A 16013-nucleotide genomic window follows, 5' to 3' on the forward strand; every position below is an offset into this window, starting at 1 on the left:
CCCGCGTGAGAACATCTACCTGCGGCCCAACGACGTGCTGACGCTCGTGCGCGACCCGCAGACCTTCATCGCGGTGGGCGCGCTGGGCAACAGCACCGAGCTGCCGTTCCAGGCCGACGGCATCACGCTGGCGCAGGCGCTGGCCAAGGCGCGCGGCCTGTCGGACTTCGCCGCCGACCCGGCCGGGACGTTCATCTTCCGGTTCGAGCCGGCCAGCGTCGTGCGCCGGCTCAGCCCCGGCTCGAAGCTTCTCGGCACGCCTCTGGTGCCGGTGGTCTACCGGATCGACATGCGCGACCCCAACAGCCTGTTCGTGTCCCAGGCGTTCCGGATGCGCAACCGCGACCTGATCTACGTGTCGAACGCGCCCTTCACCGAGGTCCAGAAGGTCCTCACCGCCTTCAACGGCGTCACGGGCCCCGTCTCCTCGGCCGCCCTGGCCTATTCCTACGCCAAGTAAGGCGGCGCACCGCGACGCGGGCACCCACCCCATCGCGCGACGGATGCCGGGTTCGCGTCGCGCCGATCCGGCCGATGCGCGCGTCCGACCGAGACCGCGGAGACCGGTCGCCCGAATGCCGAAGGGGGCGCGGATGTGATCCGCGCCCCCTTCTTCGTAACGCTCTCGGGGAACCGGGGCTCCCGGCCCCGGCCGGGCTCAGACGCGCTTCGCCAGCAGTTGCTCGATCAGCGAGCCGCCCTTGTCGATGGCGGCGAGCTCCTCCGCCACCGCGTTCACGGTGTCGCGGATCTGGTCGGGGGTGTGCTCGGAGGTGAGGAAGAAGCGCAGGCGCGAGGCCCGCTCCGGCACGGCCGGGTGGATGATCGGCTGCACGTTGATGCCCCGGCGGAACAGCCGGTCCGACAGCGTCACCGCCTTCAGCGAGTCGCCGACGATGATCGGCACGACCGCGAGGCCGAGGCTGAAGCCGGTGTCGAGGCCGAGCTTCTTGGCGGTGGCCAGGAACAGGGTGCCGTTCTGGCGCAGGCGCTCGACCCGCTCCGGCTCGGCGTGCATCACGGCCAGGGCCGCCTCGGCGGCGGCGGCCAGCGGCGGCGACATGCCGACGCTGTACACGAAGCCGCCGGCCGTGTGCTTCAGGTACTCGATCAGCGCGATCGGGCCGCAGATGTAGCCGCCGCAGGTGGACAGCGTCTTCGATAGCGTGCCCATCCAGATGTCGACCTCGCGGGGATCGACGCCGCAATGCTCGAACAGGCCGGCGCCGGTGCGGCCGGTGACGCCGAGGCCGTGCGCTTCGTCGACCATCAGCCACGCGTCGTAGCGCTTCTTGAGGGCCACGAGCCCGGCGAGGTCCGGCGCGTCGCCGTCCATGCTGTAGAGGCCCTCGACCACGATCAGCGCCCGGCGATGCTCGTGGCGGGTCGACTGGAGCAGGGTCTCCAGGGCGTCGAGGTCGTTATGCGCGAAGGAGCGCCGCTGGGCGCCCGACAGCTGCGCGCCGGTGACGATGCTGTTGTGGGACAGCGCGTCGTGGAAGATCACGTCGCCGGCTTCCAGCAGGGCGCCGATGGTCGTGACGTTGGTGGCGTGGCCGCTCACCATCACGATGCAGCCCTCGGACTGGTAGTGCTTGGCCAGCGCCTGCTCGAGGCTGATGTGTCCGGGCCGCTCGCCCGCCACGACCCGGCTCGCCGACGCGGACGTGCCGTAGGCCTCGATCGCCTCCCGCGCAGCGTTGCTCACCCGCGGATGACCGTTCAGGCCGAGGTAATCGTAGGACGAGAAGTTCGTGAAGCTCTTCTGGTCGATCCGCGTCGTGGCCCCGGCCTTGGCGTCATGGACGCGGAAGAACGGGTTGCCCAGACCGATCAGGTCGGCCGCCTGGCGCTGGAGCTTCAGCTCGCGGTAGCCCGGCAGGTTCTCGAAGTTCTGCGCCGCCGACTTGCCGGCGGGAGAGGCCGTCTTGACGGGGGCCGGGCGCGGCGTCGCGCGCCCGAGCCGGTTGGTCACGAAGCCGGCGAGCGCCGCGCGCCCGCCGTCCGGCCGTGCCGTGTCGGTCATGAGTTGGTCTCTTTGATCTCGCTGGACGTCTGCTCGATGAGTTCCTTGAGAGGCGCGAGGATCTGCGCATCGACCTCACCGCCGACATGCTTCGAGACGAGGCTCATCGCGACGCCGGCCGTCTCGTCCATGGGCGCGGAAACCGCCTGAATTAAGGACTCCGACAGCTCGTTGACGGTCATGCCCGACGAAAGTCCGGCGGGCGGCGCGTCGAGGGCGAAGCGCTCCTGCAGGCTGGCGCCGAGCTCGACGCCCATCAGCGAGTCGAGGCCGATCTCCGAGAGCTGGCGCACGCGGCTGATGTCGTCCTTCGGCAGCCGCAGGATGCGGGCGATGTCCTCGACGATCGCGTCCGACACGGTCTTGCGGACCGCGTCGAGGTCGCCGCCCTTGAGCAGCGACGCGATGTTGATCGCCTGGACGCCGCCGGCCTCGGCCTGCTGGTCCGAGCCGAGTTCGGCGTAGCTCGGCGAGCGCATGGTGGCGAGACGCTCGCGCGCCTTGCCCCAGTGCATCGCCGCGATGGCGATGACCGCCTCGTCGGGGGACGTGCCCTGGCTGCCCAGCGCCTCAGCCATCAGGTCGAGGCAGCGGCGGGCCTCCATCGGCGTGACGCCGACGCGGCCGGCGAGGCCTTCCATGACCGCCTTGTTGCGGGCGAGCATGCCGACATCGCCGATGGCGCCCCAGGCCACGGCCAGCGCGGGCAGGCCGCGGCGGCGGCGCTGGCGCGCGAGTCCCTCCATGAAGCCGTTGGCGGCCACGTAGGACCCCTGGCCCGGGTTGCCGATGAAGGTCGTCGCCGAGGAGAACAGGACGAAGTAGTCGAGGCTCCGGTCGCGGGTGGCGGCGTCCAGGTGCTGGGCGCCGATCACCTTGGGGCCGATCACCGCGTCGAGCGCCGCGGCGTCGATGTTGGAGATCAGGCCGTCTTGGAGAACCGCCGCGGCGTGCAGCACGCCCGCGAGTTTCCTGCCGCCCTGCTCGATCCCGGCGATGAGCCGGTCCACCGAGGCGCGGCTCGTGATGTCGACGGCCTTCGCCTCGACGGTCACGCCCCGCGCGTTGAGCTCTGCGACGATGGCCTTGGCCTCGTCGGTGGCCGCGCCCTTGCGGCCCGCGAGCACGAGGTGCTTGGCGCCCCGGTCGATCAGCCAGCGCGCCGCCTCCAGGCCGAAGCCGCCGAGGCCGCCGGTCAGCAGGTGGACGCCCTCGACCGAGACCGTGAACGGCCGGGCCGTGTCCTTCATGATCGTGCCGGCCTTCGGCGGGCTGATCACGATCTTCCCGATATGGCCGGACTGCTGCATCAGCCGGAACGCGTCCGAGGTCTCGGCCGCCGTGAAGGGCTGGTACGGCAGGGGCTTGAGGCCGCCGTCGTTGAACAGGGCCATGACCTCGCGGAACATTCGCGCGCCGTCGTCGCCCTGGTGCTGGATCACCTGGTCGAGGTCGACGCCGAAGTAGCTGAGGTTCCGCCGGAACGGGCGCAGGCCGATATGGGTGTTGGCGACGTAGTCGCGCTTGCCCAGCTCGACGAAGCGGCCGAACGGCCGGAGGGCGTTGAGCGAGCGCTCCATCGCCTCGCCGAACAGGCTGTTCAGCACGATGTCGACGCCGTCGCCGGTGATCGCTCGGACCTCGTCCACAAAGGCCAGGGAGCGGGAATCGAGCACGTGCTCGGCGCCCAGCGCCTTCACGAGGGCCCGCTTCTCGCGGGAGCCGGCCGTGGCGATGACCCGCGCGCCCTTGAGCTTAGCGATCTGCAAGGCAGCGAGTCCGACGCCGCCCGCGCCGCCGTGGACCAGCACCCACTCGCCGCGCCGCATCCGGGCGCAGGAGACGAGGCCGTAATAGGCGGTGAGGAAGGCAACCGGCACGGTGGCGGCCGCCATCGGGTCGAGGCCGTGCGGCATCGGCGCGACGACGAGGTCCGGCACAACGATGTGCGTGGCGAAGCCCGACTGGGCGAAGGCGACGACCGGATCGCCGACCTTGAAGCCCTTCACGCCCGGGCCGACGGCCGTGACGCGGCCGGCACACTCGAGGCCGAGGCGGGGGCCGGCGAAGCCGTCCTCGAGGATCTCCTCGGGGAGCATCGAGAGCGCCCAGAGAACGTCGCGGAAGTTGAGGCCGGTGGCCTCGACCGCGATCTCCATCTCGCCCTTGCCGGGAGCGCGGCGCTCGGCCGGCCCCCAGACCATCTCGCTCAAGCCGCCGGTGTTGCTGCGCTCCAGGCGCGCGGCCTCGGCCGGGACGGCGTCGGCCGGATCCCGGTGCTGCGGCCGGCCGGCGTGGAAGCGCACGACCTGGGTCCGCTCGTCGTCCAGCACGATCTCGGTCTCCGGGGTGCCGGAGAGGATGAGGTCGCGCAGGCGCTCGGAGGCGCGCTTCGACGACATCTCGGGGGAGAGGTCGATGCGGCGGACGTCGAGGTTCGGGGCTTCGTTGGCGAGCGTGCGGGAGAAGGCCCACACGCCGGCCTCGATGTTGGTGGTCTGGCCGCCGCGGTCGCGGGTCGCGCCAGGCGCCACGACCCAGAGCTTGGTCTGGCGGGATCCCAGGTGCTCGGTGCAGCGCTTCAGGCTGAGGCAGCGGTCGCGCAGCCGCTCGGACGCCTCGCCGCCGCGGGTGAAGGCGCCGGCCAGGAACACCACCGTGTCGGGGGTCTCCTTCTCCAGCTCCATCAGGGAGGTCTCGGAGTCGAGGATGATCGAGACGTGCACGCCGCCCGCGACCAGCAGGGTCGCCAGGGAGGAGGCGGTCTCGGCCGCGAACTCGTCGTCCGAACCGATGATGAAGGCGAAGCTCTGCGCCGGGGCCGGACCCGGGCGCACCGGCGCCTCGGCCGTCAGCAGCAGGTCGTCGCCGTTGGCGGAGGCGGCCCGCTCGACCTCGACCTTGACCAGGCCGTGCGCGCTCAGGATGCGCTGCCAGCCCTCGATATCCTCGAGCCGGCCCACGGGCAGGCCGCCCGCGGCCTCCTCGAACCAGCCGGCCGTCAGGCCGAACACGAGGTCGCGGAACAGGGAGGCGCCCGGCTCCACGGCCACCAGCAGGCCGCCGGTGGCGAGCGCCCCGGCGAGCTGGCCCGGCAGGGCCCGGTCGCCGCGGTGCAGGCTGCCCGACGCCAGGATCAGGTCGAAGCTGCCGGGCGCGAGCTCCTCGGCGGTCTCGATCACGGCGGCGGCGCGACCGAGCGACAGGCGGGCGCGCTCGGCGAGCCGGCGGTCGGTCTCGAACACGGTGAGCCGGGCCTCGGCGGCGGCCGCGAAGGTCGCGGTCTGGGCCGAGAGCGGGCCGAAGCCGACCTGCAGGACTCGCAGCGCCCGCTCCTTCGGGAGCTGGGCACGGCTCCGCTCGATCAGGCCGGCGACCACGTCGGCGCCGTGGCGCGCGGTGGCCGAGCGCAGCACGAAGGCGTCGATCGCCCCCTGCGGCAGGGACGGCGCGTCGGTGAGCGTGCCGGCGAGCAGGCGGTCGACCAGGGCGCCGACATCGGCGATCAGCACGAGCTCGGCCGAGAGGTCCGGATGGTCGCCGGCGATCCAGCGCATAATCTCGTCGGGCGCCGGCAGGGCGGAGCCGTCGCCCAGCGCCCAGTTCTGGCCCGCGCGCTCGGCGAGGCCGCTGCTCTCCAGGGCGTAGAGGGCGTTCAGCAGCCAGGGGCGCAGGACCTCCGGCACGCGGCTGTCGGTGACCGAGACGGTGGCGCCCTGCGCCAGCCCGGAGGCGAGGCGGTAGGCGAGCGAGGTCGCCCAGCCCTCCAGCAGGAGGTGGCCCGGCGACAGGGCGGCGTCGGACGGCCCCTTCGACTCGGCGGCGAGCGGGCGCAGACGCGCGGCCACGCTCGGGCGGCGCTCCATCGGGATCGCGGTCGGCTCGGTGGCGAGCTCCGGCACCTGCGAGATCGCGAAGGTCGAGAGGTCGCCGCCGCTCTTGGCGCGCAGGGCCTGGAACCGGCCCTCCCGGATCGTGGCGATAACCGCGCCCTCGGCGTCGAGGAGCGTGAAGTCGGCCAGGATTGAGCGCTCGTTGCAGCGGCGGGTGCGGATGATCGAGCGGGCGATCACCGCGCCGGGGCGCAGCATCCGGACCTCGCCGAAGCGCACCGGGATGTAGGCCTTGCCGCCGTTCTCGCCGAGCAGGTCGGCGAACAGCAGGATCAGCCCGTGGAAGCAGGCGTCGAGCCGGTTCGGCACCAGGCCGTAGCGGGTGTCGGGCTCGGCCGGCAGCAGGTCGGAGACGATCGTGGCGTCGTCGAGCCGCGCGCTCATCGCCACCTGCTGGAAGCTCGGGCCGAAGCCGAGCCCGGAGGCGAGGGCCTTGGCGTAGAGCGCGTCGCCGGTGAGGACGTGGTCGCCCGCGGTCTCGAAGCTGAAGCCGTCGAGATCCGGTGTCTTCGGGGCCGAGAAGGTGCCCTCGACGATCTTTGCCTGGGCATGCAGCTGCCAGGGGGTCTGGGTCAGGCGGGGCCGGCTCAGCACCTGGATGCCGTTGCCGGAGCCCGACAGGCGCACCGCGACCTCGCGCAGGGCGTCCTCGGCGAACACCATCGGCGCCACGATCTCGAAGTCGGCCAGCACGACCTCGTCGTCGCGCAGGGCCTCGCGAACGCAGGCCAGGGCCATCTCGACGAAGCCGGCGCCCGGCATGATCACCTGGCCGTCGACCTTGTGATCCTCCAGTTCCGGCACGGTCACCGGGTCGACGAAGCCGTTCCACTCCAGCCCGTCGAAGGTCGTGCGCGACCCGATCAGCGGGTGATAGGGGCGGGGGCTCATCGCGCCGACGCCCTCGGTGGTGTCGGCGAGGCGGAACGGGCGGCGCTGCCACGGGTAGGAGGGCAGGCGGACGTCGCCCTTCGGGGCGTCGCCGAACAGCAGCGTCTCGTCGACCTGCGCGCCCTGGACGAGGGCGGCGCTGACCGCCTTGGCGATCGGGTCGCCGCCGGAAGCCTTGCGGTGCATCACGCCGACCGTGGCGGTCTCGATGCCCAGCGGCTCGACCGCGTCACCGACGTGCGACATCAGGGTCGCGCGCGGGCCGACCTCCACGAACACGCGGGCGCCGCGGCGGGTGGCGTCCTGCACGGCCTCGCAGAAGCGCACGGGCTCGCGGATGTTGCGCCACCAATAGCCGGCGCCGAAATTCTCGCCGCCCAGCACCGAGCCGGTCACGGTCGAGACCATCGCGGTGGTGCCGGTCCGCGACTTGAGGCCCGCGAGGTCGCGCAGCAGCGGCTTCTCGGTCGGGTCCATCAGCCGTCCGTGGAAGGCGTAGGCGAGGTCAAGCTTGCGGCCGCGGCGGCGCTTGCGCGACAGGGCCTTGATGGCGGCGTCGATGTCGGCCACCGACCCGGCGACCGTGACGGCCTTGGGGCTGTTGTAGGCGGCGATGTCGAGGGTCGGGTAATCCTTGAGGAAGGTCTCGACCTCCTCGGCCGGCATCAGCAGCACCGCCATGGTGCCCTGGCCGTGCGTCGTCTCCTGGTGGTGGCTGCGGTAGTAGATGACCCGGACCGCGTCCTCCAGGCTGAGGATCCCGGCGGCCTCGGCGGCCGCGATCTCACCGACGCTGTGGCCGAGGACGTAGGACGGGATCAGACCCTTCGCCTTGAGCGCGGCCGTCGAGGCGCTCTCGATGGCGAAGATCAGCGGCTGCGAGACGCTGGTCAGCGCGAGGCGCTCGTCGAGGTCGTCGGCGTAGAGCGCGTCCTTCAGCGACCAGTCCGAGTAGGCCCGGAACAGGGTGTCGATCCGGTCGAAGGTCGCGCGGAAGGTCGCGTTCTCCTCGTAGGCCTCGCGGCCCATGCCGGCCCACTGGCTGCCGTTGCCGGAATAGATGAACGCCACCTCGGCGACGCGGTCGACCGCGGTGCCGGTGAAGGCGTCCTGCGTGTCCTCGCCCTCGCCGACGGCGCGCAGCGCCGCGGCGACGTCGGTCTTGCCGTCGAGCGCGACGGCGAGGCGGGCGGGCATGCGCTCGCGGCGATGCGCCACCGCGGCCGCAACGGTCGCGACCTGCTCGGGGGCGGCCTCGAGGCGCTCGGCGTAGTCGAGGGCGAGCTCGTTCAGCGCCGCCCGGCTCTGGGCCGAGAGCAGCAGCACCTGGGCCTGGGGCTCCGCGGTCGCGGCGGCGGGTTTCGCCCAGGCGGGCGCGTCGGTGATGACGACGTGGGCGTTGGTGCCGCCGAAGCCGAAGGAGTTGACGCCGGCGAAGCGCTCGCGCGAGCCGCGGCCGATCTTCAGCGGCGCGCGCACGACGTCCAGGTTGAGCTCGCCGAAGGGGATCTCGGGATTGAGTTCGGCCGCGTGCAGCGACGGCGGGACGAGATCGTGCTCGAGCGCCAGAGTCGCCTTCATCAGGCCGGCGAGGCCGGAGACCGGCTCGGTGTGGCCGATATTGGTCTTGATCGAGCCGATCGGCAGCGGCGCCTGCCGGCCGCGGCCGAGCTTCGAGCCGATGGCCGAGGCCTCGATCGGGTCGCCCACCGGCGTGCCGGTGCCGTGCGCCTCCATGAAGGCGAGGTCGTCGAGGCGGATCTCGGCCTCGCGGTAGACCTTCTCCAGCAGGGCGCCCTGGGCGTAGCCCGAGGGGAGGGAGATGCCGGTGGTCCGCCCGTCGGAGTTGATGCCGGAGGCGGCGACGACCGCGCGCACGGTGGCGCCGTTGCGCCGCGCGGCCTCGGCCGACTGCAGCACGAACACCACGCCGCCCTCGGAGCGCACGTAGCCGTCGGCGTTCTTGGAGAACGCCTGGCACAGGCCGGTGCGCGAGAGCATCTGCGCGGTGGAGAAGCAGATGAAGTTGAACGGGCTCGCCAGCACGTTCACGCCGGCGACGACCGCGGTGTCCACGCGGCCGGACCGGATCGCCTGCACGGCGTTGTCGAAGGCGACGAGCGAGGACGAGCAGGCCGTGTCGACCGTGAAGCTCGGGCCCTTGAGGTCGAAGATGTAGGAGATGCGGTTCGAGATGATCGAGAGCGTGTTGCCGGTCGCCGCGTAAGCGTCGCCCGACGGCGCGTCGAGAATGCGCAGGTTGCCGTAATCGAGGGACGAGGCGCCGACGAACACGCCGATATTGCTGCCGGCCACGCTCGACGGGCGCAGGCCCGCGTCCTCGAGGGCTTCCCAGGTCAGCTCGAGCAGCATCCGCTGCTGCGGATCCATCTGCTCGGCCTCGCGGGGCGAGATGCCGAAGACCGACGGGTCGAACGACCAGACGTCGTCGATGACACCGGCCGCCCAGGTGTAGCTCTTGCCGCGCTCATGGGCGCGCGGATGGGCGAACCGCTCCAGGGAGAACCGGTCGGCCGGCACCTTGCTGACGGCGCAGCGCCCTTCGGACAGGAGTGACCAGAGCCCATCCACGCTGGGGGCCCCGGGCAGTCGGCATGCGCGTCCGACGATCGCAATGTCTGTACGTTGTGTCACGTTCGGTTCGCACACGCTCGTTATCGGAAGTCGGCTCGGCTCTCGACGAGTGAGTACCCTCTCACCCCTTACTGTGGCACCATTGCGGTGTCCAACCAGCCCTAACGCGAGGTCATCCCCGCGTGGCAAAATTGCCAGAGGCTGTGACATGTATTCATCAGAAGCTTATCCAATTCCTACGGTCAAAACGCCAAGTTTGAACCGCCGGACCGGCTGCCGAGACGCGGGCTCGATCACGAGAAAGCCACAGTTGCGCCTCCGCGGACGCCGCCCGTCTAGCGGCATCGATGCCGATTCCGGAAGAAATCTTCGCGATGTCGCGCAGGTCCCGCACAGGAATCCGGGCTCGAAGGCCGGCGCAGTGATGATCAAGACCCGATCCGGGAGACGCTCTCCTTGGTTCGTCCGACGCCGCAATAGGTGAAACCGTGGCGCGCGGCGCTCGCGGGGTCGTAGATGTTGCGCAGGTCGATCAGCACGGGAGCCGCCTCACCGGACGACATGGCCTGACGCAGTCGGTCGAGGTCGAGGGCCCGGAACGCGTTCCACTCGGTGACGATCACCACCGCGTCGGCGCCCTCGGCGCAGGCGTAGGCGTTCTCGGCGTAATCCACAGCCGGCATCAGGATCCGAGCCTGCTCCATGCCCTCGGGATCGTAGGCGCGGATTACGGCGCCGGCGTCCTGCAGACCCGCCACGATCGCCAGCGCGGGCGCGTCGCGCATGTCGTCGGTGTTCGGCTTAAAGGTCAGGCCCAGCAGCGCCACCGTCCGGCCGCGCACCGACCCGCCGCAGGCCTTGATCACCTTGCGCGCCATCGCGCGCTTGCGCTGGTCGTTGACCGCCACCACCGTCTCGACCAGCCGCAGCGGCGTGCCCGCATCCTGCGCGGTCTTGACCAGGGCCAGCGTGTCCTTGGGGAAGCACGAGCCGCCGTAGCCCGGCCCGGCGTGCAGGAACTTCGACCCGATCCGGTTGTCCAGGCCGATGCCGCGCGCCACCGCCTGCACGTCCGCGCCCACCGCCTCGCACAGGTCCGCCACCTCGTTGATGAACGTGATCTTCGCCGCGAGGAACGCGTTCGCCGCGTACTTGGTCAGCTCGGCCGTCCGGCGCGAGGTGACCATGATCGGCGCCTGGTTGAGGTAGAGCGGCCGGTAGACCTCGCGCATCACAGCCTCGGCCCGGGCCTCCTCGGCGCCGACGACGATGCGGTCGGGGCGCTTGAAGTCGGCGATGGCCGCGCCCTCGCGCAGGAACTCGGGATTCGAGGCGACCGCGAACTGCGCCTCGGGGTTGGTCTCGCGGATGATGCGCTCGACCTCGTCGCCCGTGCCCACCGGAACGGTCGACTTGGTCACAACCACGGTGAAGCCGGACAGGGACCCGGCGATCTCCCGGGCGGCATCGAACACGTAGCTCAGGTCGGCGAAGCCGTCGCCGCGGCGGGAGGGCGTGCCCACCGCGATGAAGACCGCGTCCGCCTCGGCCACGGCGTCCCGCATGGTCGCGCGGAAGGCGAGCCGGCCCTGGCGGACGTTCTCGGCGACCAGGACGTCGAGGCCCGGCTCGTAGATCGGCATGCGGCCGGCGTTCAGGCTGGCGATCTTGTCGGGATCCCGGTCGATGCACACGACCGTGTGGCCGAAATCGGCCAGGCAGGCGCCGGAGACCAGGCCGACATATCCGGCCCCAATCATCGCAATCCGCATCGGGCCCTCCCGGCAGCTCGCCCTCGGCTTGCTGCGATGCAACATGATCCGGGCTGCGTGAGGATGCAACCCGGGCCAGCCTGGATCTGCTCCAGTCTGTCACGGGAATGCAACACCCGCGAAGGATGACTGTAGTTTGACAGCGGGTCCCGGAGCGCCCCGCATCGGCCGCCGATCCGCGCGGCGCGCCTCCGCGACGGCGCGCGGGGCGGCTTCGCAGCGCGGGCGGCTTCCTGTAGAAGCGCCCCCGCCCGACGGGGAGGCCCGGATCCGCCCCTGAGGACCCGACCCAAGGATCGGTGAAGGACCGCGATGACCGAATTGCCCAACGTGCACGTGCGTGCCGAGGTCCTGGCCCAGGCGCTGCCCCACATGCAGCGCTACGACCAGGAGATCGTCGTCATCAAGTACGGCGGCCACGCCATGGGCGACCGGGCCGCGGCCGAGGACTTCGCCGAGGACATCGTCCTGCTGGAGCAGTCCGGCCTGAAGCCGATCGTCGTGCACGGCGGCGGACCGCAGATCGGCAAGATGCTCGACCGGCTCGGCATCCAGTCCGAGTTCCGCGGCGGCCTGCGCGTCACCGACGAGGCCACCGTCGAGGTGGTCGAGATGGTCCTGGCCGGCCTGATCAACAAGCAGATCGTCGGCTGGATCTCGGCCGAGGGCGGCCGGGCGGTCGGCCTGTGCGGCAAGGACGGCAACATGGTCCGGGCCAAGCGGGCGATGAAGACCGTCGTCGATCCCGAGAGCCGCGTGGAGCAGACCGTCGATCTGGGCCTCGTCGGCGAGCCGGACCACGTCGAGCGCGGCGTCCTCGACGCGGTGCTCAAGGCCGAGCTGATCCCGGTCCTGGCGCCGGTCGCCTACGGGGCGGACGGGCAGACCTACAACGTGAACGCCGACACCTTCGCGGGGGCGATCGCCGGGGCGCTCCGGGCCAAGCGCCTGCTGCTGCTCACCGACGTGCCGGGCGTCCTCGACAAGGACAAGAAGCTGATCCCGGAACTCACCGTGGAGGATTGCCGGCGCCTGATCGCCGACGGCACCATCACGGGCGGGATGATCCCGAAGATCGAGACCTGCATGTACGCGATCGAGCGCGGCGTCGAGGCGGTCGTCATCCTCGACGGCAAGGTCAACCACGCCGTGCTGCTCGAACTGTTCACCGATTACGGTGCCGGCACCCTGATCCGTCGCGGCTGAGATCCGGCCCGCCCGCGCACCGTGCCGGATCCCGGCGCGGCGCGCGGGCGCAACCTCCGCGCGCCCAGCGCATTGTCGTACCCCACCCGCCCCGGAGGGGCCGGCCCCAGCAAGGTCCGGGCAAGGTACCGGCAAGCACCGAACTTGCGAGCTTGACCGTTCCGGTCCAGATTCCGGGGCAACAGCAACCTGAGGGGTTCCGGTGCACCACCCCGACAAGGCCCAGTTCACCACGCCCGCGGCGCGCGGCTTCGCCGATGTCGACACCTGGGTGTTCGACCTCGACAACACGCTCTACCCGAGCGACGCGGCGGTCTGGCCGAAGGTCGACGAGCGCATCACCCTGTACGTGATGCAGCTCTACGGGCTCGACGGGATCTCAGCCCGCGCCCTGCAGAAGTACTTCTACCACCGCTACGGCACGACGCTGTCGGCGTTGATGGTCGAGTCGCGGGTCGATCCCCACGACTTCCTCGATTTCGCGCACGACATCGACCATTCGTCGATCAAGCTCGACAAGAGCCTCGGCGACGCGATCGAGCGGCTGCCCGGGCGCAAGCTGATCCTGACCAACGGGTCGCGCCGGCACGCCGAGAACGTCGCCGCCAAGCTCGGCATCCTCGACCATTTCGAGGACGTGTTCGACATCGCCGCCGCCGACTTCGTGCCGAAGCCGGAGCGCACGACCTACGAGCGGTTCCTGGAGAAGCACGCCGTCGAACCGACCCGCGCCGCCCTGTTCGAGGACATCGCCCGCAACCTCGCGGTGCCGCACGACCTCGGCATGGCGACCGTGCTGGTGGTGCCGAAGGTCACCGATCCCTACCGCGAGGCCTTCGAGCAGGAGGCGGTGCGCGAGCCGCATATCGACCACATCACGGACGATCTCGCCGCCTTCCTCTCTGCCTGCGTGCTGCCCGAAGTACGATCCGCATCCGGGGAGCGCCGCTGACGCGAGGCCGGAGCGCTTCACGGGCGGCGCGCATCGGGCCCTGATCCCAAGTCGACCGACGATCCGCCGCGCCGGCAGCAGCGCGGACGGATCGCGGCGGCAACCCAATCGACAAGCCGGCGACGATCCTGTAGAGAGCCGACCAACTCACAACAGGATCGCCGAAATCCTGGCGCCGATCGCCCATGAGGGGCGGAACGGCGCGACGGCCGGAGCTATGCCATGAACATCATCGAGCAGCTGGAGCGCGAGGAAGTCGCGCGCCTCGCCAAGACCATCCCGGATTTCGAGCCGGGCGATACGCTCATCGTCAACGTCCGCGTGAAGGAAGGCGAGCGCACCCGCGTCCAGGCCTACGAGGGCGTCTGCATCGCCCGCTCGGGCGGCGGCCTCAACGAGAGCTTCACGGTCCGCAAGATCTCCTACGGTGAGGGCGTGGAGCGCGTCTTCCCGGTCCATTCGCCGATGATCGACTCGATCAAGGTGGCCCGCCGCGGCAAGGTGCGCCGCGCCAAGCTGTACTACCTGCGCGACCGGCGCGGTAAGTCGGCCCGCATCGTCGAGCGCACCGACCGTTACAAGGCCAAGGACACCCCGGCCCAGGCGCCGGCTGCCGCCGAGTAAGCTGTCCGATTCGCTCCGCAGGCCGGAGCGATCGCCCCGTTTCAGACCGGTCCGGCTCAGCCGGGCCGGTTTTTTCGTGGCCGACAGGTCCGTCCAGTCGGCCGATAGCGCGCCTCAGGCAGCCCGGATCCCGTCGAGGAGCCGGTGGATCTCGGCGGAGAGCTGATCGGACCTGCGCGACAGGTCGATCGCGGCGCCGAGGACCTGCTCGGCCGCCTCGCCCGTCGCCTCGGCGCCCTGCGAGACCTCGGCGATGTTGCCGGTGACGGCCTCCGTGCCGGCCGCCGCGCGCGCGACGCTGCGCACGATCTCCTCGGTGGTCGCGCCCTGCTGCTCGATCGCGGCCGCGACGGACGCGGCGAGCGTGCTGACCTCGCCCACGCTGCGGCCGATCCCGTTGATCGCCTCCACGGCCTGCCGGGTCGAGGCCTGGACCGCGCCGATCCGCGCGGCGATCTCCTCGGTCGCGGCCGCGGTCTGCTCGGCCAGCGCCTTGACCTCGCCCGCCACGATGGCGAAGCCCCGGCCCGCCTCACCGGCCCGCGCCGCCTCGATCGTGGCGTTGAGGGCGAGGAGGTTGGTCTGACGGGCGATGCCCGCGATCATGCTGGCGACGGCCCCGATCCGCTCGGCCCCGTCGGCGAGATCGCCCACGAGGGCGTCCGTACGCCGCGCCTCGGTGGCCGCCCGCGCGGTCTTGGCCGAGGATTGCGCCATCCGTCCGGAGATCTCCTGGATGGTGATCGCCATCTCCTCGGTGGCCGCGGCGACGCTCTGCACGCTCCCGGCGGTCTCCTGCGCGGCCCCGGCGACGCGCGTCGCCCGGGCACTCGTGCGCGACGCCGTCCGCGCCATCGCCTCGGCGGTCGCCTGCATCTCGGTGGCGGCCGCGGAGACGCCCGTCATCAGCGCCCCGGCCCGGGCCTCGAACGCCCGGGTGAGCGCGTCGAGGGTCTGCGCATGCCGGACCTTGGCCTCAGCTTCGCGCGCGACCGCCCGGTCCGTCTCGGCCTTGGCGACCAGCGCCTGCCGGAACACTTCGACGGTCCGGGCCATCTGACCGATCTCGTCCGTCCGCTCGAGTCCCGGTATCGGCTCCGCGCCGTCGCCCCGGGCGAGCGCCTGCATCCGGCGACCGAGGCGGTCGAGCGGGCGCGTGATGCCGCGCCCGACCAGGACGGAGCCGATCACCCCGAGCGCGCCGACCCCGAGCAGAAGGCCGGTCGCCGCGAGGGCGAGCGTCTGGAAGGCGGCCCTGATGTCGTCGGTGTAGGTCCCCGCCGCGATCATGATGTCCCAGGGCTCGAACCTGACGGCGAGCGTCGTCTTCGGAGACAGGCCTTCGTGCCCCGGCCGGGGGTAGAGATAGCTCAACGTCGCCGTGTCGGAGGTCTTCAGCCGTTCGATCAGCGTTCCGGCCGCGCGAACGCCGTTGACCCGGGTCTCCAGCTGGTTGCTTCCGACGAGACGGCGGTCGGGGACCGCCAGGACCGTGCCGTCCATCGCGTAGATGGCGACGTAGTTGGTGCCGTTATCGAATCGCATGGCCATGGCGGTCTCGGCCAGCTCCGCCAGGGCCGCCGCACGGGACAGGGCGCCGCTCCTGACCCGGCTCTCGAGACTTTGCGCATAGGTGGTGAACAACTCCGTGACCGTGCGCAGGGACTGCAGCCGCCCCGACAGCATTTCTTGGTAATACATGCGCAGTCCGACGACACCGATGACCGCTATGAGCAGACCTATCAAGACAATCTGCGACATCATCCGACGCGATAGACTTTTTCTAAAAAATTTTCTTATCATAATACGTTCCGCAAGATCGACATCCTCGCCGATGCTGCGGTGTGGCCTGATAAATCTGAGCCCGCCTGTCAACGTGATCTCTCAGATCGGGATCAAGATCTGAAAGACACGCGGTTCAGACGCGCAGGGCGGGCGAGGAAGCGGTCACTCGCGACGCGGTCTGCGCCGACCGCAGGAGCGGGCCGTCGTCGGCCGGGCAGAACCTGAGATCGTGCCCGCGGCGCGGGGCCACGCTCGACCAGCCCGAATGA

General features: G+C 71.0%; 7 protein-coding genes and 1 pseudogene. 4 read left to right on the forward strand and 4 right to left on the reverse strand.

Features of this window, described 5'->3' with window-relative positions; genetic code table 11:
• A pseudogene (locus tag BLW78_RS26830) lies at positions 1–460 on the forward strand (sugar transporter); the annotation flags it as partial.
• 198 nt (positions 461–658) lie between these two features.
• Here the strand turns inward: BLW78_RS26830 and BLW78_RS26835 are convergent.
• The 3 genes from BLW78_RS26835 to BLW78_RS26845 form a co-directional block, all read right to left on the reverse strand.
• A complete protein-coding gene (locus tag BLW78_RS26835) occupies positions 659–2026 on the reverse strand; it encodes an aminotransferase class I/II-fold pyridoxal phosphate-dependent enzyme (protein WP_012317954.1) in 1368 nt (455 codons plus the stop codon).
• Positions 2023–9465, reverse strand: a complete 7443-nt coding sequence (locus BLW78_RS26840; RefSeq protein WP_170855259.1) for a type I polyketide synthase — start codon at positions 9463–9465, stop codon at positions 2023–2025. The genes BLW78_RS26835 and BLW78_RS26840 overlap by 4 nt, the downstream gene beginning before the upstream one ends.
• A gap of 368 nt (positions 9466–9833) precedes the next feature.
• The gene (locus BLW78_RS26845; protein WP_091683174.1) at positions 9834–11177 is read right to left on the reverse strand and encodes a UDP-glucose dehydrogenase family protein; all 1344 of its coding nucleotides are present in this window, start codon (positions 11175–11177) and stop codon (positions 9834–9836) included.
• A 312-nt stretch (positions 11178–11489) separates the two neighbouring features.
• On the opposite strand from BLW78_RS26845, the gene argB reads away from it, so the two are divergent.
• From argB to rplS, 3 genes are all read left to right on the forward strand, one after another.
• Positions 11490–12383, forward strand: a complete 894-nt coding sequence (gene argB, locus BLW78_RS26850; RefSeq protein WP_020095286.1) for an acetylglutamate kinase — start codon at positions 11490–11492, stop codon at positions 12381–12383.
• A gap of 202 nt (positions 12384–12585) precedes the next feature.
• On the forward strand, positions 12586–13335 hold the full coding sequence (locus BLW78_RS26855; RefSeq protein WP_042672461.1) for a pyrimidine 5'-nucleotidase: 750 nt from the start codon (positions 12586–12588) through the stop codon (positions 13333–13335).
• Between the two features lie 222 nt (positions 13336–13557).
• Positions 13558–13959: a 50S ribosomal protein L19 gene (gene rplS, locus BLW78_RS26860; RefSeq protein ID WP_091683176.1), complete on the forward strand. Its 402-nt coding sequence runs from the start codon at positions 13558–13560 to the stop codon at positions 13957–13959.
• Between the two features lie 114 nt (positions 13960–14073).
• On the opposite strand, the gene BLW78_RS26865 is transcribed toward rplS, so the two are convergent.
• Entirely contained in the window at positions 14074–15660 is a 1587-nt protein-coding gene (locus BLW78_RS26865) for a methyl-accepting chemotaxis protein (protein WP_091683178.1), read from the reverse strand.
• Positions 15661–16013 lie beyond the last annotated feature (353 nt).

Origin of the sequence: Methylobacterium sp. 275MFSha3.1 (assembly GCF_900108435.1) — a bacterium.
GTDB lineage: Bacteria > Pseudomonadota > Alphaproteobacteria > Rhizobiales > Beijerinckiaceae > Methylobacterium.

What these genes read in the sequence shown, in the direction of transcription:
- rplS (WP_091683176.1), top strand. Translation starts at nt 13,558, where the DNA reads ATGAACATCATCGAGCAGCTGGAGCGCGAGGAAGTCGCGCGCCTCGCC.
- BLW78_RS26865 (WP_091683178.1), bottom strand. Translation starts at nt 15,660, where the DNA reads ATGTATTACCAAGAAATGCTGTCGGGGCGGCTGCAGTCCCTGCGCACG.
- argB (WP_020095286.1), top strand. Translation starts at nt 11,490, where the DNA reads ATGACCGAATTGCCCAACGTGCACGTGCGTGCCGAGGTCCTGGCCCAG.
- BLW78_RS26835 (WP_012317954.1), bottom strand. Translation starts at nt 2,026, where the DNA reads ATGACCGACACGGCACGGCCGGACGGCGGGCGCGCGGCGCTCGCCGGC.
- BLW78_RS26845 (WP_091683174.1), bottom strand. Translation starts at nt 11,177, where the DNA reads ATGCGGATTGCGATGATTGGGGCCGGATATGTCGGCCTGGTCTCCGGC.